The organism is Streptomyces sp. NPDC045695 (assembly GCF_056432025.1).
This window is the reverse complement of record NZ_JBWKJU010000002.1, coordinates 405,317-426,738: the sequence shown is the minus strand read 5'-3', so window position 1 is coordinate 426,738 and position 21,422 is coordinate 405,317. Positions and strand designations below refer to the sequence as shown.

General features: G+C 71.8%; 19 protein-coding genes. 12 read left to right on the top strand and 7 right to left on the bottom strand.

Annotation, left to right across the window (positions count from 1 at the left end; all coding sequences use genetic code 11):
* Positions 1 to 101: 101 nt before the first annotated feature.
* Positions 102 to 1,742, top strand: coding sequence for a peptidase (locus AC07DU_RS05065; protein ID WP_479109662.1), 1,641 nt, complete (start codon positions 102 to 104; stop codon positions 1,740 to 1,742).
* A gap of 320 nt (positions 1,743 to 2,062) precedes the next feature.
* Here AC07DU_RS05065 and AC07DU_RS05060 read toward each other — a convergent pair whose 3' ends face one another.
* Positions 2,063 to 2,326, bottom strand: a complete 264-nt coding sequence (locus AC07DU_RS05060; protein ID WP_360891121.1) for a chorismate mutase — start codon at positions 2,324 to 2,326, stop codon at positions 2,063 to 2,065.
* Between the two features lie 298 nt (positions 2,327 to 2,624).
* Between AC07DU_RS05060 and guaA the strand changes: the two genes are divergently transcribed.
* The 4 genes from guaA to AC07DU_RS05040 all read left to right on the top strand — a co-directional run bounded on the left by guaA (position 2,625) and on the right by AC07DU_RS05040 (position 7,043).
* Positions 2,625 to 4,211 (top strand): glutamine-hydrolyzing GMP synthase, encoded by a 1,587-nt coding sequence (gene guaA / locus AC07DU_RS05055; RefSeq protein WP_360891124.1) that lies wholly within the window; start codon positions 2,625 to 2,627, stop codon positions 4,209 to 4,211.
* Between the two features lie 127 nt (positions 4,212 to 4,338).
* Positions 4,339 to 5,151, top strand: coding sequence for a class II aldolase/adducin family protein (locus AC07DU_RS05050; RefSeq protein ID WP_479109660.1), 813 nt, complete (start codon positions 4,339 to 4,341; stop codon positions 5,149 to 5,151).
* Between the two features lie 101 nt (positions 5,152 to 5,252).
* Complete coding sequence (locus AC07DU_RS05045; RefSeq protein ID WP_479026404.1) at positions 5,253 to 6,509, top strand: hypothetical protein; 1,257 nt, start codon at positions 5,253 to 5,255, stop codon at positions 6,507 to 6,509.
* An 18-nt stretch (positions 6,510 to 6,527) separates the two neighbouring features.
* Positions 6,528 to 7,043, top strand: a complete 516-nt coding sequence (locus AC07DU_RS05040) for a DoxX family protein (RefSeq protein ID WP_360891133.1) — start codon at positions 6,528 to 6,530, stop codon at positions 7,041 to 7,043.
* Here AC07DU_RS05040 and AC07DU_RS05035 read toward each other — a convergent pair.
* On the bottom strand, positions 6,989 to 7,213 hold the full coding sequence (locus AC07DU_RS05035) for a hypothetical protein (RefSeq protein WP_361944909.1): 225 nt from the start codon (positions 7,211 to 7,213) through the stop codon (positions 6,989 to 6,991). The two genes, AC07DU_RS05040 and AC07DU_RS05035, sit on opposite strands and share 55 nt — an antisense overlap.
* Positions 7,200 to 8,513 (bottom strand): PspC domain-containing protein, encoded by a 1,314-nt coding sequence (locus AC07DU_RS05030; protein ID WP_479109658.1) that lies wholly within the window; start codon positions 8,511 to 8,513, stop codon positions 7,200 to 7,202. The genes AC07DU_RS05035 and AC07DU_RS05030 overlap by 14 nt, the downstream gene beginning before the upstream one ends.
* 131 nt (positions 8,514 to 8,644) lie before the next feature.
* Here AC07DU_RS05030 and AC07DU_RS05025 point away from each other — a divergent pair, with 131 nt between their 5' ends.
* The 5 genes from AC07DU_RS05025 (at position 8,645) to AC07DU_RS05005 (ending at position 14,156) form a co-directional block, all read left to right on the top strand.
* Positions 8,645 to 9,940, top strand: a complete 1,296-nt coding sequence (locus tag AC07DU_RS05025) for an ATP-binding protein (RefSeq protein ID WP_453374512.1) — start codon at positions 8,645 to 8,647, stop codon at positions 9,938 to 9,940.
* Positions 9,941 to 9,954: 14 nt separating this feature from the next.
* Positions 9,955 to 10,623, top strand: a complete 669-nt coding sequence (locus tag AC07DU_RS05020) for a LuxR C-terminal-related transcriptional regulator (RefSeq protein WP_453374513.1) — start codon at positions 9,955 to 9,957, stop codon at positions 10,621 to 10,623.
* A 110-nt stretch (positions 10,624 to 10,733) separates the two neighbouring features.
* Complete coding sequence (locus tag AC07DU_RS05015) at positions 10,734 to 11,837, top strand: alpha/beta hydrolase (protein WP_479026413.1); 1,104 nt, start codon at positions 10,734 to 10,736, stop codon at positions 11,835 to 11,837.
* 269 nt (positions 11,838 to 12,106) lie between these two features.
* On the top strand, positions 12,107 to 13,381 hold the full coding sequence (locus AC07DU_RS05010; RefSeq protein ID WP_479109655.1) for a hypothetical protein: 1,275 nt from the start codon (positions 12,107 to 12,109) through the stop codon (positions 13,379 to 13,381).
* 1 nt (position 13,382) lies between these two features.
* Positions 13,383 to 14,156 (top strand): hypothetical protein, encoded by a 774-nt coding sequence (locus AC07DU_RS05005; RefSeq protein ID WP_479109653.1) that lies wholly within the window; start codon positions 13,383 to 13,385, stop codon positions 14,154 to 14,156.
* Between the two features lie 31 nt (positions 14,157 to 14,187).
* On the opposite strand, the gene AC07DU_RS05000 is transcribed toward AC07DU_RS05005, so the two are convergent.
* Positions 14,188 to 15,234 (bottom strand): C40 family peptidase, encoded by a 1,047-nt coding sequence (locus AC07DU_RS05000; RefSeq protein WP_479109651.1) that lies wholly within the window; start codon positions 15,232 to 15,234, stop codon positions 14,188 to 14,190.
* A 118-nt stretch (positions 15,235 to 15,352) separates the two neighbouring features.
* Positions 15,353 to 15,706 carry a hypothetical protein gene (locus AC07DU_RS04995; protein WP_360891160.1) on the bottom strand — a complete coding sequence of 118 codons (354 nt, stop codon included), beginning with the start codon at positions 15,704 to 15,706 and terminating at the stop codon, positions 15,353 to 15,355.
* A 120-nt stretch (positions 15,707 to 15,826) separates the two neighbouring features.
* Between AC07DU_RS04995 and AC07DU_RS04990 the strand changes: the two genes are divergently transcribed.
* Positions 15,827 to 16,186, top strand: a complete 360-nt coding sequence (locus AC07DU_RS04990) for an ArsR/SmtB family transcription factor (RefSeq protein ID WP_479109649.1) — start codon at positions 15,827 to 15,829, stop codon at positions 16,184 to 16,186.
* 12 nt (positions 16,187 to 16,198) lie between these two features.
* Complete coding sequence (pcrA, locus tag AC07DU_RS04985) at positions 16,199 to 18,736, top strand: DNA helicase PcrA (protein ID WP_360891165.1); 2,538 nt, start codon at positions 16,199 to 16,201, stop codon at positions 18,734 to 18,736.
* 75 nt (positions 18,737 to 18,811) lie between these two features.
* Here pcrA and AC07DU_RS04980 read toward each other — a convergent pair whose 3' ends face one another.
* Both AC07DU_RS04980 and AC07DU_RS04975 read right to left on the bottom strand, forming a co-directional pair.
* Entirely contained in the window at positions 18,812 to 20,365 is a 1,554-nt protein-coding gene (locus AC07DU_RS04980) for a M23 family metallopeptidase (RefSeq protein ID WP_479109647.1), read from the bottom strand.
* A 220-nt stretch (positions 20,366 to 20,585) separates the two neighbouring features.
* Positions 20,586 to 21,392 (bottom strand): esterase/lipase family protein, encoded by an 807-nt coding sequence (locus tag AC07DU_RS04975; protein WP_479109645.1) that lies wholly within the window; start codon positions 21,390 to 21,392, stop codon positions 20,586 to 20,588.
* Between the last annotated feature and the right edge of the window lie 30 nt (positions 21,393 to 21,422).

Here is a 21,422-nt window from a genome sequence, read left to right as displayed (position 1 = left end):
TCAGCCTTGATGGTTGTACCGGAACCGGGCGAACCGGTCTGTGGCGTCGATCACACGGTGAAGCGCGCAACTGCCGCTGATCTTCGTCGGTCAACGGCTGTATGAGAAAGCGCATCTCCTTGCTGGCCGCCTGCGGCCTCGTGGCCCTGGGGCTGGCCACCACCCCCGCCCACGCCGCGGACCCGGTCTTCGCCCTGGCCGGACCCGCCGAGATCGGCCTGCGCCCGCACCCGGGGCAGAGCGGCGAGCCGCAGAAGGCCTCGGTCGAGTTCCGCGTCGTCAACGACACCGCCAAGCCCTTCGACCGCCAGAGCACCTTCACGATCGACCTGAGCCCCCTCAAGGGCGTCGCCGACGTCAAGCTGGCCCAGCGGCAGGGCTCGGACTGCACGCTCACCGCCACCGCGGTCACCTGCAAGCGCGGCGGGCTCTGGGCGGGCGAGACCACCGTCGTGGACCTGGACCTCACCGCCGCCAAGGACGGCAAGGCCGGCGCGAGCGCCGACCTGACGGTGACCGGCACGACCCAGGGCGCCACCTTCAAGACCGCCACCACCAAGGTGCGGGTCGGCGGCCCGGACCTGGTGCTGGAGCCGGCCCGGCTCAAGGCGGAACAGAAGCCCGGCGACCAGCAGAACCTGCCGGTCGTCTTCGCCAACGAGGGCACCGAGGCCGTGCAGGGCGTGGTCCTCGAACTGCGCACCACGCACGGCATCGGCCTGGTGGAGCGGTACGAGAACTGCTCGTACTCCGAGGACACCAGCGACGGGCAGCCCTGGAACACCGGCTGGAGCACGGTGCAGTGCCTGCTGGACGGCACCTACGAGCCGGGCACGGTCTACGAGGTCAGCGGCGCGCTGACCCTCAAGGCCGCCCCGCACGCCTTCATCGACGGCCTGACCTACGCCGTGTACGCGGCGGGCGACCAGCCGAAGGCCGCGCGGCAGCTCAAGAAGCCGGCGGCCGGCACGAAGCTGGCCGCCACGGCGCGCGCGGCCAAGGCCTCGGTGCGGTCGGTGGACCTCGACCCCTGGAACAACCTGCACGAGTTCGACTTCGCGACGCGGAACACCGCCGACCTGGTGGCCACGGCCGCGTCCCCCAAGGGCAAGGCCGGCGAGACGGTCAGGGCCGAGTTCGGCTTCCGCAACAACGGTCCGGCGTGGGTGGCGTACCTGCGGTCCGGTGAGGCCGTCGCCCGCACCGACATCGTGATCCCGGCGGGCACGAAGGTCACGAAGGTGCCGACGGGCTGCGAGGCGGTCAACGCCGACGGCTCCCGTCGCGAGCAGGCGCTGGGGGCGCCGCGCTACTTCTGCTCCACCGGGCACGTGGTGGGGGAGAAGGAGACGTTCTCCTACCCGTTCGAGCTGAAGATCGACAAGCTGGTGCCGGGCGCCATGGGCTTCGTCTCGGTCGGCGGCTGGACGCCGGAGGGCACCCAGGCCCCGCGCTGGGACTCCGACCACGCCAACGACAAGACCGCCTTCGTGATCATCGCGAAGGACGGCGGTGCCACGCCCACGCCGACCGCCTCGGCCACGGCCACCCCGAGCGCCTCGGCCACCCCGTCCGCGACCGCCTCGGCGACGGCGGGCGCCGCCGCCGGTACGACGGCGCACGGCGGTCTCGCCTCCACCGGCACCTCCGCCGGGACGCTCGCGCTCGGCGGCGCGGTCCTGGTGGCGGCCGGCGGCGCGCTGACCCTGGCCTTCCGCCGCAAGGCGTCGGGGCACGCGTGACCCCGTAGGCCTCACGGCGTACGCGCCGGCATCACAGCAGAACGCATCACAGCAGAACGCATCACGGCGCACAGCAGAACGGCCGGCCCGGGGCGTCCCCAGGGCCGGCCGTCCTCTAAGGGGTGACCGGGCTGCTGTCCCCTGCCGTCCGGTCACGCGAAGGAGCGAGGTCCCACGACGCGCGCTCCACGGGGCACACGTCTCATCGCTCCAGCGGAGCCACGCGTGGTGGTGCCGTCCCGCGGCTGGCTGCCGCGGACTACCTCACCAACGAAGGCCCCGCGGTGGCGGTCACGCTCCGGACGGGTGACGAACAGCCGTCACACGCGGCCGCGGCACAGCTCCAGCAGGGTCATGGCGAGGGCGGTGCCGGGCTTGCCGAGGGCGTCGCTCCAGTGCGAGAGCACCTCCATCTCGCGGGAGAGGTTCACCCGCCTCCCGCCCGCCGCGATCCGGGCGTCCTGGATGACGGTGGAGACGGCCATCCGCTCCTGGATGAGACCGATGATCCGGTCGTCGAGGGCGTCGATGCGCGTGCGGCAGTCGGCGATCAGCTGCTCGGGGGTGGTGGTGATCGTGGTCATGGTCTTCTCTCCTGTCGGGTGGGGCCCGCAGGTCCGGAGCAACGCCAGAGCGCCCCGGTCCTGTCGGACCGGGGCGCTCTGGGAAGTCAGCGGCTCAAGCGAGCATCACGATGACCCATGGCGACCGGACCGGCCGGTGCCATAGGTAAAGAGGAAGCTCAGCTGCTTGCGCATGGTTCGGATTATTACCTTCCGTCCCGCTCCAGGCCAAGCGGGTTCGGATGGTGAGACGAAGAGGGGTGTGGGTCCCCCGTTAGAATTGACAAAACAGCCACCTCTTCCGCCGGAAGGCCGCCCCGTGCCAGAAGCACCCTCCGCCGCCCACGACAGCGCCCCGGACACGGTTCTCGTCGTCGACTTCGGCGCCCAGTACGCCCAGCTCATCGCCCGCCGCGTCCGCGAGGCACGGGTCTACAGCGAGATCGTGCCGAGCTCGATGCCCGTTGACGAGATGCTGGCCAAGAGCCCCAAGGCGATCATCCTCTCCGGCGGACCGTCCTCCGTGTACGAAGAGGGCGCCCCCCAGCTCGACCGCGCCATCTTCGAGGCCGGGGTCCCGGTCTTCGGCATGTGCTACGGCTTCCAGCTGATGGCGACCACCCTCGGCGGGCAGGTCGACAACACCGGCGCCCGCGAGTACGGCCGCACGCCGCTGGCCGTCTCCAAGGCCGGCTCCACCCTCTTCGAGGGCACCCCCGAGAACCAGTCGGTGTGGATGTCCCACGGCGACGCCTGCTCCGCCGCCCCCGAGGGCTTCACCGTCACCGCGTCGACGAACGTCGTCCCGGTCGCGGCCTTCGAGAACGACGAGAAGAAGCTGTACGGCGTGCAGTACCACCCCGAGGTGATGCACTCCACGCACGGCCAGCAGATCCTGGAGCACTTCCTCTACCGCGGCGCGGGCCTCGCCCCCACCTGGACCACCGGCAACATCGTCGAGGAGCAGGTCGCGGCCATCCGCGAGCAGGTCGGCGACAAGCGCGCCATCTGCGGCCTCTCCGGCGGCGTGGACTCGGCGGTCGCCGCGGCCCTCGTGCAGAAGGCCATCGGCTCCCAGCTGACCTGCGTGTACGTCGACCACGGTCTGATGCGCAAGGGCGAGACCGAGCAGGTCGAGAAGGACTTCGTCGCCGCCACCGGCGTGCAGCTGAAGGTCGTCGACGCGCAGGAGCGCTTCCTGAACGCGCTGGCCGGCGTCTCCGACCCCGAGACCAAGCGCAAGATCATCGGCCGCGAGTTCATCCGCGTCTTCGAGCAGGCCCAGGCCGAGATCATCGCCGAGGGCGGCGCGGACGTGGCCTTCCTCGTGCAGGGCACCCTGTACCCGGACGTCGTCGAGTCCGGCGGCGGCACCGGCACCGCGAACATCAAGTCCCACCACAACGTGGGCGGGCTCCCCGACGACATCGAGTTCGAGCTCGTCGAGCCGCTGCGCCAGCTGTTCAAGGACGAGGTCCGGATGGTCGGCCAGGAGCTCGGCCTGCCCGATGAGATCGTCCACCGCCAGCCCTTCCCCGGTCCCGGCCTCGGCATCCGCATCGTCGGCGAGGTCACCAGGGAGCGCCTGGACCTGCTGCGCGAGGCCGACGCCATCGCCCGCCACGAGCTCACCGCGGCCGGCCTGGACCGCGAGATCTGGCAGTGCCCGGTCGTGCTGCTGGCCGACGTCCGCAGCGTGGGCGTGCAGGGCGACGGCCGCACCTACGGCCACCCGATCGTGCTGCGCCCCGTCTCGTCCGAGGACGCGATGACCGCGGACTGGACGCGCATGCCCTACGAGGTGCTCGCCCGGATCTCCACCCGCATCACCAACGAGGTGCCGGAGGTCAACCGCGTGGTCCTGGACTGCACGAGCAAGCCCCCGGGCACCATCGAGTGGGAGTAGTCCCCACCCGCACGTGAAGACGAGGCCGCCGCTCCCCGCGGGAGCGGCGGCCTCGCCGTTCCTCTGGCCACTTCGCGGGTGCGCCGGTACCTTGCGCCGCGAGCCGAGCCGTCGAAGGAGCCGCCGCATGCCGGATCAGCCCGTGCCGGATCAGCCCGTGCCGCCGGACCAGCCCGTGCCCGTGCCCGTGGAGCGGCTCGGCTTCGAGATGCCGCCGGTGCACGAAAGCGTCGAGGCGGCCCGCGCCCACCTCAAGGAACGGCTCGCCGGGGCGCTGCGCCTGCTGGGACGGCTGGGGTACGAGGACGGGGTGGCCGGGCAGATCACCGCGCGGGACCCCGAGTTCCGGGACTGCTCCTGGGTGAACCCCTTCGGGCGGGCCTTCGCCACCCTCACCGCCGAGGATCTGCTGCTGGTCGACGGGGACGGCCGGGTGGTGCGGGGCGGGCGCCGGGTCAACGAGCTGGCCTTCGCCGTGCACGCCGCGGTCCTGCGGGCGCGCCCCGACGCGGTGGCCGTGGTCCGCGCGCAGGCCCCGTACGGACGCGCCCTCGCGGCCCTCGGCGAGCTGCTGGCCCCGGTCACCGAGGAGGCCTGCGCCTTCTACGAGGACCACGCGCTGCTCGACGAGTTCACCGGGGACGGGGCCGCCGACGCCACCCGGATCGCGCACGCGCTGGGCCCGTACAAGGCGCTGATCCTGCGCAACCGCGGGCTGCTGACGGTCGGGGACTCGGTGGACGCGGCCACGTGGTGGTTCATCGCGGCGGAGCGGGCGGCTCAGGTGCAGCTGATCGCCCGGGCGGCCGGGAAGCCCGTGCCCGTCGACCACCGCGCCGCGGTGGCCACGCGGGAGCGGTTCGGGTCCGATCTGGCCGCCTGGGTGAGCTACCAGCCCCTGCGCCAGAGCGGTGACACGCCGGTGGCGTCAACATCATGAACCGTTAATCACCTGCTCTGACATCGTGCGCAATCCGGAGCACTGCCGCAGTGGTGCACAATTCGCTGGCATCGCACCGTAGTTCAGAGAGGCGGCACGTCGTGGCTGTCCAAGAGATGTCCCGAGGCACCCATACCGCGGCCTGCGCCTGCGACGAATGCTCACGCGAGGGGCACCGGCGCGCGGTCGCCGCGTTCCTGGAGAAGCGTGACGAGTTCGCCGCCGGGCAGGGGGTGCCGGCCGCCGTGGCCCACTCGCTCGGCGCCTCCCGCCAGTGGGTCTCCGACGAGCTGACCCTGTCGGCCCGCACCGTCGCCGACCGGGGCCGGGAGGCGGGGAACTCCTGGCTGTACCTGTTCTCGCGGCGGGCCGTCCTCGCCGTGTGGATCGCCGCGGGGATCCTGCTGCTGGTCCAGGTCGCCGCCGCCCTCGGCACCGGCTGGTCCGCGGCGCGCACCGCCGGGCTGCTGGCGGCCCTCGCGCTGGCGGGGCTGCTCACGGTCGCGGCCCGCGCCCAGTCGGTGCGCGGCGGGCTGCTGGCCCCGCTGGTCGGGGAGGACAACCGGCTGTCCACGTCCAAGGCGGTGCCCAGCGCCTGGGTGGTGCTGACGGCGTTCGCCACGCTGCTGCCCGCCCTGCGGCTGGCCGCGTCGTCGCCCGGCCCCGAGCGGCAGGCGCTGTACGCGGGCTTCGCCCTGGAGCGGGCGCTGCCGCTGCTCGCCGTGGTCGGGCTGACCTCGGCGGTGGCGGTGCTGGTGCGCCGGGTGGTCTCCGTACGGATCATGGGCCAGCGGCTGCAGAAGCTGCCGGCCGACCGGCCGCGCGGGGCGGACCTACTGACGGACGACGCGGGGCGCGGGAGCTTCCCGGACGCGCAGTACGTGCTCGTCTCGACGGTGGTGCTGGCCTACGCGGCGCTCTCGCTGGCCCGCTTCCCGCAGCGGCTGCCGCACCTGCCGTGGGCGCTGGCGCTGCTGGTGGCCCTGTCGGCCGCCGTGTACCTGGCGGCGAAGTACGCGGAGGGCAGTCGTCCGCTGGTGCTGTCGGTGGTGCGCAGACGGGAGCCCGGGGACCTGGACGCGGCCGTCCGACCCGGGGACGACATCGAGATCCGGGGCGTGGGCTTCGTGCCGCCCGGGGCGCAGACGCCGGAGATGCTGGCCCGTCTGGTGGTACGGATCGGGGCGGTCCACGTGCACGTGCCGCTGGTTCCGGTGGCGGGCGGGTTCACCAACCCCTCGGACGCCGTACTGACCGTGCCGGTCCCGGCGGAAGTGGAACCGGGGCGCATCGAGGTCCAGGTGGTCACCGCCGCAGGAGTGGAATCCAACCGCTGCAGCATCGACGTGGCCGAGTGATCGGGGTACACATGACGCGTGACCCGAACCGATGTTCCTGACACCGACGCCCCTCGCGACGTGGCGGGGCCGCGTGAGCTGGCCGCCCGGCACGCATTGCTGCCCCTGCGGATCTTCCTCGGCGTGACCTTCGTGTACGCGGGCCTGGACAAGCTCACCGACTCCGCGTTCCTCTCTGACACCGGCGAGGGCTCCATCGGCGAGCTGATGCGCGGGGTGCGCGACAGCTCCGCGGTCCCCGCTCTGGTGGACCTGGCGCTGAACTCCCCCGTCGGCTTCGCCGTCACCCTGGCCATCGCGGAGCTCCTGGTCGGGCTCGGGGTCCTGGCCGGACTGCTGACCCGCGTCGCGGCGGCCGGCGGCGCGCTGATCTCGCTCAGCCTGTGGCTCACGGTGTCGTGGGCGGTGACCCCGTACTACTACGGCAACGACCTGATCTACCTGATGGCCTGGATCCCGCTGATCCTCGCCGGCGCGCCCTACCTGTCGCTGGACGCGCTGATCCGATCGCGCCGGTCCCTGCGCACGGCGTAGGTCACCACCCCGACCAGGGTGGCGAGGCAGAGGCCGCCCACGGCCATCGGGACGACGAGGAACCACGGCACGTCGGCCTCGCCGGCCGCGTCGAGCAGGTACAGCACGCCCGCCGTCAGGAGCACGGTCCCCGCGAGGAACCGGCCGGGCTGGAACTCATGACGCGGCACGGGCCACCTCCACCTGTCCCACACCCGTGTCCAGGTGCAGCTCGATCGTGCCGCCGGCCTCGGTGCCGGCGGTGGGCGGCAGGGTCGCCTGCCGGTGGTGCTCCCGGACGTTCTCGATCCGGTCCGCCCGGTCCCCGGGCAGCTGGACGTCGCCCAGCCGGCGGATGGTGATGTCGGCCCGGGCCGTGACCTCCCGCGGCACGACCACCTTGAGCCGTCCCGCGTCGAGGGAGGCTCGGACCGTCACCGTGGTGCCCTTGGGCACGTCCAGGCGGCTCAGGTCCAGCGTGGCGAGACCGGTGCCCGCCTCGTACACGGGCTGTACGTCGGCCACCGCGGCCGGCCGCCAGCGGACCTCCTGCCAGTCGGTGCCGATCTCGCGGGGCAGCGCCGCCGCGCCCGCCAGCAGTCCGGCGGTGACCAGGGCCAGCAGGACCGTGCCGAAGCCGGTGCGGCCCTTGACCGAGCTGACCGCCAGGCCGAGGCCGAACACGGCCAGCGCGGAGGCGAGCCCGATCTGCAGGGCGTGGCTGAGGGCGCTGCCCTCCCACACGGAGGCGGTGGAGACGATCCCCGCCAGCACGGCCAGTACGAAGATCCGCCCGCCGATGCCGCCGCGGGCGCGGGCGACGGCGGGGACGGCGGCCGGCCCGGCGGCCGCTCGCGGGACGGCGCCGGGCAGCTCCGACACCGCGTCGTCGGGACCCCACAGGTAGCCCGTCGAACCGACCGGGCCGGTGGTGCCGTCCTTGACCAGCGGATCGCGCCACCAGGACGGGCCACCGGGCGTGGGCGGCGCCTGCGTCTCCGGCGGGGCGGGCGAGTGCGCGGCCTTGCCCGGGGCGGGCTTCTTCGCCTCGGGCCGATACGTGTGCCGGTGCCGCTGCGACCAGTAGGCCGCCCCGCCCAGCGCCAGGGCGGCCAGGACCGAGAAGACCGCCAGCCCGCCGTTGTCCAGCATCGACAGGAACAGCGCGCAGCCCACCAGGGCGGCGAACACCGCCGCCAGCGTGGCGCCCTCGATGCGCCCGGTCAGCATCTTCTTGGCCTCGCTGTCCTCCTCGCCGTCCTGGGGGAGCAGCAGCCACGCGAAGCCGTAGAAGATCAGACCGACGCCGCCGGTGACCGCGAGGACACCGAGGACGATCCGGAAGATCACCGGGTCCAGGTCGAAGTACCGGCCCAGGCCCCCGCACACGCCCGCGAGGACCTTGTCGCGCTTGCTGCGGCGCAGGGGCGGGCGCTCGGCCGGCGCGGCGGCCCGGGAGCCGGCCGGCGGGGCGTCGTGTACTTCGGTCATGGGTCCATGGTGACGGGCGCCGGCGGCCCGCGGCATCCGGCCCAACCCTGGCACAACCCTGATATCCCCCCGGCAGAACTGGGGGGCTGCCCTGATGACCGGCCGCCCGCACGCGTGTGACCCTTGGTGACATGCCCGTAGCCGCCGCCCCCCGTACCCCCCAGGCACCCGACGCCGACGAACTGCCGCAGCGCAAGCTCTACCGCAGCGCCGACGGCCGGATGCTCGGCGGGGTCGCGCGCGGGCTCGCCGGGCACCTCGGGCTGCCCGTGATCTGGGTCCGGCTCGCCTTCCTCGGCCTGTTCCTGTGGGGCGACGGGCTGGGCGTGCTTCTGTACGCCGCGTTCTGGGTGTTCGTACCGCTGGGGGTCGGCGGCCGTACCGCGAACCGCTCCTTCTTCGAGACCCTCCCCGACGGCAGCCGCCGGCTGCGCACACCCGACCGCGGGCAGATCACCGCGCTGATCGCCCTCTGCGCGGGCACCGGCATCTTCGTCTCCCAGGTCCAGCTCGGCGGCGCGTCCGGGCGGTACGTATGGCCGACGCTGCTGGTCGGGGCCGGGGTGGTCCTCGTATGGCGGCAGGCCGACAACGCCCGGCGCGCCCACTGGAGCTCGGCGGCCGCGCGGCACGGACGCCTCTTCCAGGCCGCCCGGGCCCTCGCCGGTGTGGCCCTGGTCGGCGTGGGCCTGACCGTGTTCATCGTCGTACGGGGCTCCGCCGCCCAGCTGGGCAACGTCCTCACCGCCACCCTCGCCGTCCTCGTCGGCGTGGCCCTGCTCGCCGGGCCCTGGCTGATCCGCATGACCCAGGACCTGTCCGAGGAACGCCTCATGCGCATCCGCGCCCAGGAGCGCGCCGAGGTCGCCGCCCACGTCCACGACTCGGTGCTGCACACCCTCACCCTGATCCAGCGCAACGCGGAGGACGCGGGAGAGGTGCGGCGCCTCGCGCGGGCCCAGGAACGCGAGCTGCGGAACTGGCTCTACAAGCCCGAGGGCACCGGCAAGGACGAGGCCGAGGAACCGGCCACCCTCGCGGAGGCGGTGAAGAAGACCGCCGCCGAGGTGGAGGACCACCACGGCGTCCCCATCGAGGTCGTGGTCGTCGGCGACTGCCCGCTCGACGAGCGGCTGGCGGCGCAGGTCCAGGCCGCGCGCGAGGCGATGGTCAACGCCGCCAAGTACGGTGGCGACGGCGGGCCCGTGCAGGTGTTCGCGGAGGTGGAGGGGCAGACGGTGTTCGTGTCCGTACGGGACCGCGGACCGGGCTTCGACATCGACGCGGTACCCGAGGACCGCATGGGCGTACGAGAATCGATCATCGGCCGGATGCAGCGCAACGGCGGGACCGCCCGGCTGCGGTCCGCGCCCGACGGCGGCACGGAAGTCGAGCTGGAGATGGAGAGGGCGGCGAACGCAGCATGACCGAGGAGAACGCAGTGGCGGAGAGCAGGCGCGTTCGGGTGGTGCTCGTCGACGACCACCGGATGTTCCGCACGGGAGTCCAGGCCGAGATCGGCGAGACCGAGCGGACCGGCGTCGAGGTCGTCGGAGAGGCGGCCGACGTCGACCAGGCCGTCACCGTCATCACCGCGACCCGGCCCGAGGTGGTCCTGCTCGACGTGCACCTGCCCGGCGGCGGCGGCGTCGAGGTGCTGCGGCGCTGCGCCCCCCTGATGACGGGCGAGCACCCGGTGCGGTTCCTGGCCCTGTCGGTGTCGGACGCGGCCGAGGACGTCATCGGGGTGATCCGGGGCGGCGCCCGCGGCTACGTCACCAAGACCATCACCGGTGCGGACCTCGTGGACTCGGTCTTCCGCGTGCAGGACGGGGACGCGGTGTTCTCGCCGCGGCTGGCGGGCTTCGTGCTCGACGCGTTCGCCTCGACGGACGCGCCGCCGGTGGACGAGGACCTGGACCGCCTCACGCAGCGCGAACGCGAGGTGCTGCGGCTGATCGCGCGCGGCTACGCGTACAAGGAGATCGCCAAGCAGCTGTTCATCTCCGTGAAGACGGTCGAATCGCACGTCTCGGCGGTCCTCAGGAAGCTCCAGCTGTCCAACCGCCACGAGCTGACCCGCTGGGCGACGGCCCGCCGACTGGTGTGAGCCCGGCTGGTGTGAACCCCGGGCGGGCGGGGGAGCCGCCTGCGGTGTGATCCACACCGCAGGGCGGCCGGGCAACCGGTCCGTGGCGCGCCGCCCTCTTGGGTGGCGTGATGAGCTTGACGGGGACACCCTTCTTCGTGACGGCGATCGCGCTCACCGCGCTCGCCGTCGTCCTGCCGCTGGCCGTGTGGAGCAAGGTGCGCGGCCCTGCCGTCGTACGCACTGCCGTGCGCGCGCTGATGGTGGTGTTCGCCCAGGTCACCGCCATCGCGGTCGTCTTCGTCGCCCTCAACAGGGCCGAGCACTTCTACGCCTCCTGGGGGGACCTGCTCGGCACCGGCACGTACGTGACCGCCGCACCCGACCTCGGCCCGGACGGGCTCGGCGGGAAGAAGGTCGCGGAGGCCCCGAAGGTGCTCCAGAAGTTCGAGCAGGTGGAGGGCCTCGGCGGCCGGGTCCGCAAGACCGAGCTCGACGGCAAGATCTCCGGGGTCAAGGGCGACGTCATGGTGTGGCTGCCGCCGCAGTACGACGACCCGGCGTTCAAGGACAAGAAGTTCCCGGTGGTCGAGCTCATCCCCGGCATCCCCGGGACGGGCAAGTCCTGGTTCCAGGGGCTCAAGGCGCACGAGGTGCTGGAGCCGCTGATGAAGAGCGGCAAGGTGCAGCCGTTCATCCTGGTCTCCCCGCGCGCCATGCTGCTCGGCAACGCCGACACCGGCTGCGCCAACATCCCCGGCAAGGTCAACGCGGACAGCTGGTTCAGCGTCGACGTCCGCAAGATGGTCGTCGACAACTTCCGGGCGTCGGAGGAGGCCCGCACGTGGGGTGTGGCCGGCTACTCGGCCGGCGCCTACTGCGCCGCCAAGCTGGCGATCGCCCACCCCGACCGCTACAGCGCCGCCGTCTCCCTGTCCGGCTACAACGACCCGGGCCAGGAGCCCTCGTCGCTGGTCGCCAAGGACCCGGAGCTGCGCCGTACGCACAACTTGAAGGCCGTGCTCCAGGCCGCGCCCAAGCCGCCGGCGGTCGCGCTGTGGATGTCGGGGGCCGAGCAGGACGGCTACCTGTCGGGCATGGACCTCAAGGGGCTGGCGAAGGCGCCGACGACGGTGCACGCGGAGAAGGTGGTCGGCGGCCACAACCTCGAATCGTGGTCGAAGCAGCTGCCGCAGACCTTCGGCTGGCTGAGCCAGCAGGTCAAGGCCCCGTAGGGCCGGCCCCGAGCGGTGGCTTCAGCGGGGCGCCGTGGCGGGGCCCCTGCCCGACTGGCCGGGGTGGGCCCGGTCGGGGAGGATGGAAGGGAGAGCGGTGCCCCTTGGGGACGTGAAGCATCGGGATCATGAGGCCTTCGGGCGCTGTCCCTGCCCCTCTCCCTTCCCCCAAGCCCCCTAGCTCCGCCCCGGCTCGTCCACGAGCGCCCGACGGTCCCACTTCCCGTTCATGCGGTGGCCGTGATCTCCGGCCGCCAGGACGGAGAGCCATGCTGGTCACCACGTTCGTCGTTCTGCTCCTGCTCCTCATCGTGTTCGTGTCGTGGCGCAAACGCGTGGCGGAGAGGCAGAACGGGAACCGCCCCGGGTTCGAACTGGAAGAGGCCCCTCCGACGTTCCAGGTCGTGGCGCTCGGACTGCAGGGCTCGGGCAAGACGCTGCTGCTGGCGAGCATGTACCACCGGCTCAAGTCCCCGGCGGGTCAGAGCTATTTCCTCAAGGCCGCACCGGATGACGTGCTGCACCTCAACCAGTGGTTCAGCCAGATGGCGGACACGACCGGGGAAGCCGGCTGGCCACCGGGAACGGCGAAGGGGGAGATGCGGCACTTCACGTTCACGGTGAAGGCCCAGATCGCCACGGGGGTCAAACCCCGGCCCATGTTCCATCTGAAATACCTGGAGTACGCGGGGGAACTGCTGACCGAGCCGCAGGCCCCCGGCTCGACCGTGCAGGAGGAGCTGTTCGCTGACATCCGGCGCGCCGACGCGCTGATCGGAATCATCGACGGCAACCACATCCGCCAGCACCTGGACGGCGCCCCCCAGGGGCAGGTCCGTCTCGAACAGACCCTCAACGCCCTGGTGCCGCTCCTGATCGAGGCGGAATGTCCCGTCAGCTTCGTCATCACCAAGTGGGACCTCCTCGCCGATCTGCACCCCGACGAGAGGGTCCGCCTGGAACTCGTCCAGGACCTGCTGACCTCGAACGACCACTTCCGGTCGCTGGTGAAGATCCACGGCGCGTCCCGCGTCGTCCGCCTCATCCCCGTCAGCGCGGTGGGTCCGGGATTCGCGACCGTCGACTCCACCGGGAGGGTCGTCAAAGTGCCCGAGCGGCAAGTACATCCCACCCGTGTGGACGTCCCGCTGTCGGCCGTCGTTCCCGACCTGTTCGACCAGGTGGAGAACCGGCTCGACGAGGACGCCCGCAGGGCCTTCCACGCCGAGGTGCACCGGCGCAACCAGATGACACCGCTGGAGGCGGTCAGCTCCCTGGTCACGTTCGCCGGCCGTACCGCCGGCCGGGCCATGGTCGCCGCGTTCGGTCCTTCGGCCGCCGTACTGACGGGGAACGCCGTGATGAGCATGCTCCTCGACTCCATGGGCGGGCGCGGCCAGCCGCAGGAGCGTCTCGACGAGGACCTGAGTCAGGCCGAGCGGGACCACCAGCAGTTCCGCGACGCGCGGCGCCGGGTCATCGAGGACATGCGCCGGAAAGTCGCGGTTCTGGAAGACCAGTTGCCGCACTCCAGGCTGTCCTGACATGGACGGCCCCGCACACGGCCGGTCCGCCTGGCCGTTCCTCGTCGCCCGTGGACGCTACCGCGGCTACCGGACGCTGCTCGCCCCCGACTTCCTCCTCGACGACGGCGATTACGGAGTGCTCGACGACTCTGTGAAGCCGGGCACGGTCCCGGAGCAGGTGCAGGTCGTGCCCGTGGTCACGAGGTCCGGACGCCGCCTGACGGTGGTGCACACGACGCAGCAGGTCACGGAGGCCGACGTCGACGAGGCACCCCGGGACGAGTTCGGCCGCCCGCTCCAGCTGATGTACGGATTCGTCTGCGAGGAGGGCCAGGTCGCCGCACCCGATCCGGCCGACCTGGACGCCTGCCGCGCGACCGCGCTCGCCGTCTACCGGCGGTTCCTCGGTGACGAGGAGGGCTTCACGGTCGAGCCCGGGCGGCGGTTCGCGCTGAGATCGGCCGTCACCTCACGCACGACGGGTACGACGGGTACGACGGGCGCGACGGGTACGACGGGTACGACGGGCGCGACGGGTACGACGGGCGCGACGGGCGCGACGGGCACGACTGAGAAGCGGCGGCTGGTCAGGGGGTCGTCGGTGGCCTCCGTAGCGAGCCGGACGGGCTGCCTGATCCGCGTCGCGATCCTGGTGCTCATCGGGCTCCTGGCCTACGTGGTGGCGACGCAGCGGCCTCCTCCTCCACCGGAGCCGGCCGTGTGCGCCCCGGTGAGCGTCTTCGAGCCCTGTCACCCCTATGTCGACGACCCGTCCAAGCCTTCCCTGCGCTAGGCGCGGTCGTACTCCGACGGGCCCGCGCGGGCTACGAGGGGCGGGAGGCGCCCGCCCACGGCATCGAGTCGATCGGCGCGAGCCGGACCGTCGAGCCGGGGCGCGGGGCGTGGATCATCTGGCCGTTCCCGACGTAGAGGCCCACGTGGGTCACCCCGGAGTAGAAGAACACCAGGTCACCGGGGGCCAGTTGGTCGCGGGACACGCGTCGCCCGGCGTTGATCTGGGTGTAGGTGGTGCGGGGCAGCGAGACCCCGGCCGAGCGCCAGGCCGCCTGCGTCAGGCCCGAGCAGTCGAAGGACCCCGGGCCCGTCGCGCCCCAGACGTACGGCTTGCCGATCGCGCCGTAAGCGAAGGCCACGGCGTTCGCTGCGCGGGAGCCGTCGGCGGGCGGTGGCGGGGGCGCGCTGCTCTTCGGCGCGGCGGGTGAGCCGCCGGGGCCCTGGGCCTCGTAGGCGGCCCGCTCCTCGGCGGTGAGCTTGGCCAGCAGGCTCTTGGCCCGGTCGAGCTTGTCCTCGATCACCGACTTGTGCCGGGCGAGTTCCTCCTGGCGGGAGCGGAGGGCGGCGAGGTGTCCGGCGGCCTGCTCGCGAAGCTTCCCGACCTCGTCGAGGCGGCGGCGCACGGTGGTGATCCCGGCGGCGTTGCGGTCCCCGGCGCGGGCGACGAAGGAGGCCTGGGAGAGGTACTCCTGCGGGTCGGGCGCCATCGCGAGCTGCACGGCCGTGCCCAGGGACCCGCTGCGGTACTGGGAGGCGGCAAGGGTCCCGAGCGCGCTGCGGGCGGTGTTGAGCTGCTCGGTCCTGCGGGCGGTCTCCTCACGCAGGCCGGTCAGCGCGCGCTCGGCCTCGTCGGCCTGCTCCTTCGCCCCGTTGTACCGCTCGGTCGCCGCTTCGGCCTCCTCGTAGAGCCGGTCGACCTCCGACGTGACCTGGGAGGGCGTCGGTTGGGGGTCGGCCTGGGAGGTGCCTTCGAAGGCGGTGGCGGTGGCAGCGCCCGCGAGGGCGAGGGTGGCGGCGGTCGTGCGTACCGAGCCGCCGGAGAGCGGGCGCTGCCTGGGCTTTCGATGACTGGCCACGAGGGCCTCACGTCCTTCCCTGTCGCTGACGCTGGGTCTTGGGGGAGGACGCTAAACCTGAGTTACGGGTCGGTGTCGAGAAGACCTGAACTGATCGGATGTGGCGGATAGGTGTCCGTCAGCGCCAGAGGACGGCGATAAAAATATTGATCATGGTCAGTCCGCCGACCGCGCCGAACAGCGCCTTCTCCACCTTCTCCTCGTCGCGCTTGACGTAGACGAGGGCGAGGATCACGAACAGCACGGCGAGCTTCACGCCGATCTTGACGTTGTTGACGCTGCCGCCGTCCATCTCCCGGAAGCCGACGAGCAGGACGCCCGTCACGAGCATGGTGAGCGCGCCGTGCAGCATCGCGGGCGTGAAGCGGGCGGTGCCGGCGCTCATCGCCTTCATCTGGGTCAGGAAGCCGCCGAGCAGCGAGGCGATCCCGATGATGTGCAGGCCGATGAAGACATTGATCAGTACGTCCATGCGGTCGAGCGTACGGGGCGGCCCGGGCGGCCCGATCGGCCGGGATCGCCTGGATCAGGCGCGGAAGGGAAGCGCTCACCGCTCACCGCTCACCGTACGAGATCTGCGTACAGTGGGTCCATGGCCGCCGCTGCTGAGCTCCCCCACCCCGCCGCCGACCGGATCGAGCTGGTCGAGGTCCTCGCGGCGCTCGGACACCCGGTCCGACTGGAGATCGTCCGCAAGCTCGCCTCCGGCGAGGAGGCCTGCTGCGCCGAGGTCGTACCCGACCTGCCCCGGTCGAGCGTCACGCACCACCTCAGGACGCTGCGCGAGAGCGGCGTGATCTGCCAGCGCCCCGAGGGCCGCAAGCTCTCCCTCGCCCTGCGCCGCGATGACCTGGAACGATCCTTCCCCGGCCTGCTGGAGATCGTGCTGGGGAAGCCCTCCGGGCAGGGGGATTTTCCGGGGGCGCAGCCGGCTGTCGGTCCCGCACCCTAGACTCGTAATGCGATGAGCAGCCTCTTTGACGACAGTTTCCTGGCGGACCTCACCCCCTCCGACGAGGTCCCGCCGCCGCCCGAGGATCACCCCGCCCCGGAAGCGGGCGCGGACGATCTCTTCGGGGGTCACTTCGACGTGCCCATGACCGGGGACGCGTACTACCGGAACGGCGCCCCGCGGCCCGTCATCGACCCCGCGGCGCTCCTGGACGGGCTCAACGAGCAGCAACGCGCGGCCGTGGTGCACGCGGGCTCCCCGCTGCTCATCGTCGCCGGCGCCGGCTCCGGCAAGACCCGGGTGCTGACCCACCGCATCGGCCACCTGCTGGCCGCGCGCAACGTCCACCCCGGCCAGATCCTGGCGATCACCTTCACCAACAAGGCCGCCGGTGAGATGAGGGAGCGCGTCGAGAACCTGGTCGGCCCGCGCGCCGCCGCCATGTGGGTCTCCACCTTCCACAGTGCGTGCGTGCGCATCCTGCGCCGCGAGTCCAAGCGGCTCGGCTTCACCTCCTCGTTCTCGATCTACGACGCCGCCGACTCCAAGCGCCTGATGGCGCTCGTCTGCCGCGACCTGGACCTCGACCCGAAGAAGTTCCCGCCGAAGTCCTTCAACGCCAAGATCTCCAACCTGAAGAACGAGCTGATCGACGAGGAAGCCTTCGCCGACCAGGCCGTGGACGGTTTCGAGAAGACGCTCGCCCAGGCGTACGCGATGTACCAGGGGCGGCTGCGCGAGGCCAACGCCCTCGACTTCGACGACATCATCATGACCACCGTCCACCTGCTCCAGGCCTTCCCGGAGGTCGCCGAGCACTACCGGCGCCGGTTCCGGCACGTCCTCGTCGACGAGTACCAGGACACCAACCACGCGCAGTACACGCTCGTGCGCGAGCTGGTGGGCACCGGCTACCCGGACCTGCCGCCGGCCGAGCTGTGCGTGGTGGGCGACGCCGACCAGTCCATCTACGCCTTCCGCGGCGCGACCATCCGCAACATCCTCCAGTTCGAAGAGGACTACAAGGACGCGACCACGATCCTCCTGGAGCAGAACTACCGCTCCACGCAGACGATCCTGTCCGCGGCCAACGCCGTCATCGAACGCAACGAGAACCGCCGCGCCAAGAACCTGTGGACCCAGGCCGGCACGGGCGCGGTCATCACCGGGTACGTCGCGGACACCGAGCACGACGAGGCGCAGTTCGTCGCCGACGAGATCGACCGGCTGACGGACGCCGGGGACGCCAAGGCGGGCGATGTCGCGATCTTCTACCGCACCAACGCCCAGTCGCGCGTGTTCGAGGAGATCTTCATCCGCGTCGGCCTGCCCTACAAGGTCGTCGGCGGCGTCCGCTTCTACGAGCGCAAGGAGGTCCGCGACGTCCTCGCGTACCTGCGCGTCCTGGCGAACCCCGAGGACAACGTCCCGCTGCGCCGCATCCTGAACGTGCCCAAGCGCGGTATCGGCGAGCGGGCCGAGGCGATGATCGACGCCCTCGCGATGCGCGAGAAGATCACTTTCCCGCAGGCGCTGCGGCGGGTGGACGAGGCCTTCGGCATGGCCGCGCGCTCCACGAACGCGGTGAAGCGCTTCAACGTGCTGATGGAGGAGCTGCGCACGATCGCCGAATCGGGCGCCGGCCCGGCGGTGGTGCTGGAGGCGGTGCTGGAGCGCACGGGCTACCTCGCCGAACTGCAGGCTTCGACCGACCCGCAGGACGAGACGCGCATCGAGAACCTGCAGGAGCTCGCGGCGGTGGCGCTGGAGTTCGAGCAGGCGCGGGAGGCCGCGGCCGCCGAGGCGGCCGAGAACGGCACCCCGGCCCCCGGGCCCGGCACCCTGGCCGAGTTCCTGGAGCAGGTCGCGCTCGTCGCCGACTCCGACCAGATCCCGGACGAGGACACCGAGGGCACCGGCGTCATCACGCTCATGACCCTGCACACCGCCAAGGGCCTGGAGTTCCCGGTGGTCTTCCTGACCGGCATGGAGGACGGGGTCTTCCCGCACATGCGGGCGCTGGGCCAGACCAAGGAGCTGGAGGAGGAGCGCCGTCTCGCGTACGTCGGCATCACGCGGGCGCGCGAGCGGCTGTACCTGACCCGTTCCGGCATGCGCAGTGCCTGGGGGACCCCCTCGTACAACCCGCCGTCGCGGTTCCTGGAGGAGATTCCGGCGGAGTACCTCCAGTGGAAGCGCACGGGGGCGACCCAGAAGCCCGCGGGGCCGATGCGCAGCGGCTCGGGCTCGGGTTCCGGGTACGGGTACGGGTCTTCGGGGTCGGGCAAGACCTCGTTCGGCACCTCGCCGGAGGCGTTCCTGTCCTCGTCGCGCACGAGGTCGGGCCCGTCCGGATTCGCGACGCGGCGAGCCACCGACAAGCCGGTGGTCTCCCTGGTGGTCGGGGACCGGGTCACGCACGACCAGTTCGGGCTGGGCACCGTCATGGAGGTCAACGGGGCGGGCGCGGAGGCGCAGGCCACCATCGACTTCGGGGACGACAAGCCCAAGCGACTGCTGTTGCGTTACGCGCCGGTGCAGAAGCTGTAGCGGGAGGCGGGGCGTAGGTGGCCGGGGTGGCGGGTGTGGCCGGGCGAGGTCCCGGCCGGCCGCTCCTCGGCTCGGTTACGTCGGGTCCAGGCCGTGGCTGCGGAGCCACGACAGCGGGTCGATCGCGGACCCGCCGCCGGGCCGGACCTCGAAGTGCAGGTGCGGGCCGGTGGAGTTGCCGGAGTTGCCCGAGTAGGCGATGACGTCGCCCGCCTTGACCTTGCCGCTACGGATCTTGGTGCTGCTGAGGTGGCAGTACCAGGTCTCGGTGCCGTCGGGGGCGGTCACTATCGCCATGTTGCCGTAGGCGCTGTTGTACTGCGTGCGCACGGTGCCGTCGGTGGCGGCCATGACCGGGGTGCCGTAGGTGACCGGGAAGTCGATGCCCGTGTGCACGGACATCCACATGCCGCCGGCCTGACCGAAGCTGGCGCTGAGACCCTGCTGCGCGACGGGAAGGGCGAACTTGGGGCGGGCGGCCTCCTTGGCCGCGGCCTCCTCCGCCTTCTTCTTCTTTTCCTCTTCCTGGCGCTGGTGCAGGTCGATTCGTTCCTGCGTGCGGCTGGCGCGGTCGGCGAAGTCCCCCGCGTCGGCGCTGAGCGCGACCAGTTGGGTGTCGAGCTTGGTGTTCGCCGCGACCGGCTTCACCGAGGCCGGGTCGGGGGCGGCCATCGTGGTGGTGTCCTCGGAGGACTTCTCCGCGCCGGTCAGTCCACCGACGGAGGCGGCCGCCACACCCGCGACACCCATCACGCAGGCGGAGGGCACGGCCACGGTCAGCAGGGCGGAACGCTTCGCCGGGGTGCGGCGACGGCTGCTGCCGCCCGCCTTGGCACCGGATTTGGCCGCGGTTTTGCTGGCGCCCTTGGCGGCGGTCCGGCGCGCGGAGCGCGGAGCGGACGTCACGGGCATGGCCTGGGTGGGAAGGTCGTGGACCCCGTGGCCGCCGTGGTCCTGGTGCGGCTCGGGTGCTTCGGGCGTGTCGTCGGAGAGCACCTCGAACACGGCGGTCTCGCTGTACGTGGCGGCCTCGGTGTACGCGTCGGCCTCGTTGTAAGCGTCGTTCGCGTCGATGACGACGGCCGGGGCCTCGTAGGCGTAGCCGACGGAGGTCGCCTCGTAGGCGTACTCCTGCTGCGCGGGCTGGTACTCGTAGGAGTATCCGGCCTCGGGCTGGGCCTGCGCCTGCGCCTGGTCCTGGGGCGGCGTCTGCGTGACGGTGTTCCAGGTGGTGGCGTCGTACGCGCCGGTCTCGGTGCCGGTGGTGCCGTAACCCGGCATCGCCCAGTGACCGGTCTGCTCGGCGGAGGTGTCGTAGCCGAAGGAAGCCGGCTGGTATTCGGTGTAACCGGAATGGTCCGCGCTCGGCGTGTTCCAGGAGCTCGTGTCCCACTGACCGGTGGTGTCCTCGGGGACGCCCTGGGCCGGGATCGTGGACAAGTAACCGTCCTGCGAGGTCCAGGCGGTGGCGTCGTACGCGCCGGTTTCGTAAGAACCGTAGGCGGCGTAGTTGACCCCTTGACCCTGCGTTTCATAGGAAACGTAGGGCGAGTCACCAGAGAAAGTGGTGGTGGAAAGGCCGTCGTACCCGGGCTCCGGGTACTGGCCCGACAAGGGGCGGTCGTTCACCAACTTCTCTTTCGCCTCGGCAGTGGGGCCTGGGTGGCCGGGAACTCTGGGTTCACCGGAGGAGAGCAGTGGCGTGACTGTACCCGGCGGTTACTCGCAACGACAATCTTCGACTTGCTCCGGCATCGCCGGAACCGGGCATTCGGCCGCCTTTCGGTCGCTGGAAGACGCAGCCTTGGCCTTGAGTTCGAAATTAGTTCGACTGGCGGTCGCGGGTCGGCTAGGCGACCGACGCGGTGTCGGAGGGCGCGACCAGGGCCGGACCGGCCCCGTCGAGGACGCGCCGTACCGCTGCGATCACCGTGGGGTGCGCGGGCAGCGCAAGGTGGCCGATGCCGGTGACCTGCACGTTCTCCACGCACAGATCCGGGTGTTCGATGCGCGCGGCAGCGACCGGGGTCATCAGCGCGTCGAACTCGCTCCAGAACGCGACGCATCGGGTGGCGCAGCCGGGGGCGGGCGCCGCCAACTCGGCCAGCACCTCGGAGTCCGGGCGCATCTGCCGTACGAGCGGGTGCGCGTCCATGAAAGGGGCGACGCGGGTGCCGGAGTGCGGGGTGCCGAGCGTGACGAGGGTGCGGACGCGGGCGTCGCCGCCGAGGCGCTGGACGTAGTACCGGCCGACGAGGCCGCCCAAGCTGTGTCCGACCAGGTCCACCCTCTCCTGTCCGGTGCGTTCGCACAGTTCCTCGACGCGCCGGGCGAGATGGCGGGCGGTGAGGCGCAGGTCGAGGGTGAAGGGGGAGTAGTTGTACGCCTCCACGTGCCGCCGGCCGTCCGCCCCGAGGGCGCGGCGCAACAGGACGAAGACGGACCGGTTGTCGGTGAAGCCGTGCAGGAGGAGGACGGGCGGCCCCGTCGCGGCGGCGGCGGTCGGGTCGGTGGTGGAGGGGCCGGCGGCGACCTTCTCCTGGCACACTCCGGTGGGATAGAGGAGGAGGTGCCCGCCGAGCACCACCACCTCGAGCGCGCCGGCCCGCAGCGCGGCGCCGGACCAGGGCGTGGAGATGGATATGGACAGCCCCATCGACGGCCTCCCCTGAGCCTCACGGGACCC

Bases quoted from the DNA above. Each gene is read 5' to 3' on its own strand.
- AC07DU_RS05065 (WP_479109662.1), top strand. From the start codon at position 102: ATGAGAAAGCGCATCTCCTTGCTGGCCGCCTGCGGCCTCGTGGCCCTG.
- AC07DU_RS05060 (WP_360891121.1), bottom strand. From the start codon at position 2,326: ATGACCACGATCACCACCACCCCCGAGCAGCTGATCGCCGACTGCCGC.
- AC07DU_RS05050 (WP_479109660.1), top strand. From the start codon at position 4,339: ATGCCGGATCAGCCCGTGCCGGATCAGCCCGTGCCGCCGGACCAGCCC.
- AC07DU_RS05030 (WP_479109658.1), bottom strand. From the start codon at position 8,513: ATGACCGAAGTACACGACGCCCCGCCGGCCGGCTCCCGGGCCGCCGCG.
- AC07DU_RS05025 (WP_453374512.1), top strand. From the start codon at position 8,645: ATGCCCGTAGCCGCCGCCCCCCGTACCCCCCAGGCACCCGACGCCGAC.
- AC07DU_RS05015 (WP_479026413.1), top strand. From the start codon at position 10,734: ATGAGCTTGACGGGGACACCCTTCTTCGTGACGGCGATCGCGCTCACC.
- AC07DU_RS05010 (WP_479109655.1), top strand. From the start codon at position 12,107: ATGCTGGTCACCACGTTCGTCGTTCTGCTCCTGCTCCTCATCGTGTTC.
- AC07DU_RS05005 (WP_479109653.1), top strand. From the start codon at position 13,383: ATGGACGGCCCCGCACACGGCCGGTCCGCCTGGCCGTTCCTCGTCGCC.
- AC07DU_RS04995 (WP_360891160.1), bottom strand. From the start codon at position 15,706: ATGGACGTACTGATCAATGTCTTCATCGGCCTGCACATCATCGGGATC.
- AC07DU_RS04990 (WP_479109649.1), top strand. From the start codon at position 15,827: ATGGCCGCCGCTGCTGAGCTCCCCCACCCCGCCGCCGACCGGATCGAG.
- pcrA (WP_360891165.1), top strand. From the start codon at position 16,199: ATGAGCAGCCTCTTTGACGACAGTTTCCTGGCGGACCTCACCCCCTCC.
- AC07DU_RS04975 (WP_479109645.1), bottom strand. From the start codon at position 21,392: ATGGGGCTGTCCATATCCATCTCCACGCCCTGGTCCGGCGCCGCGCTG.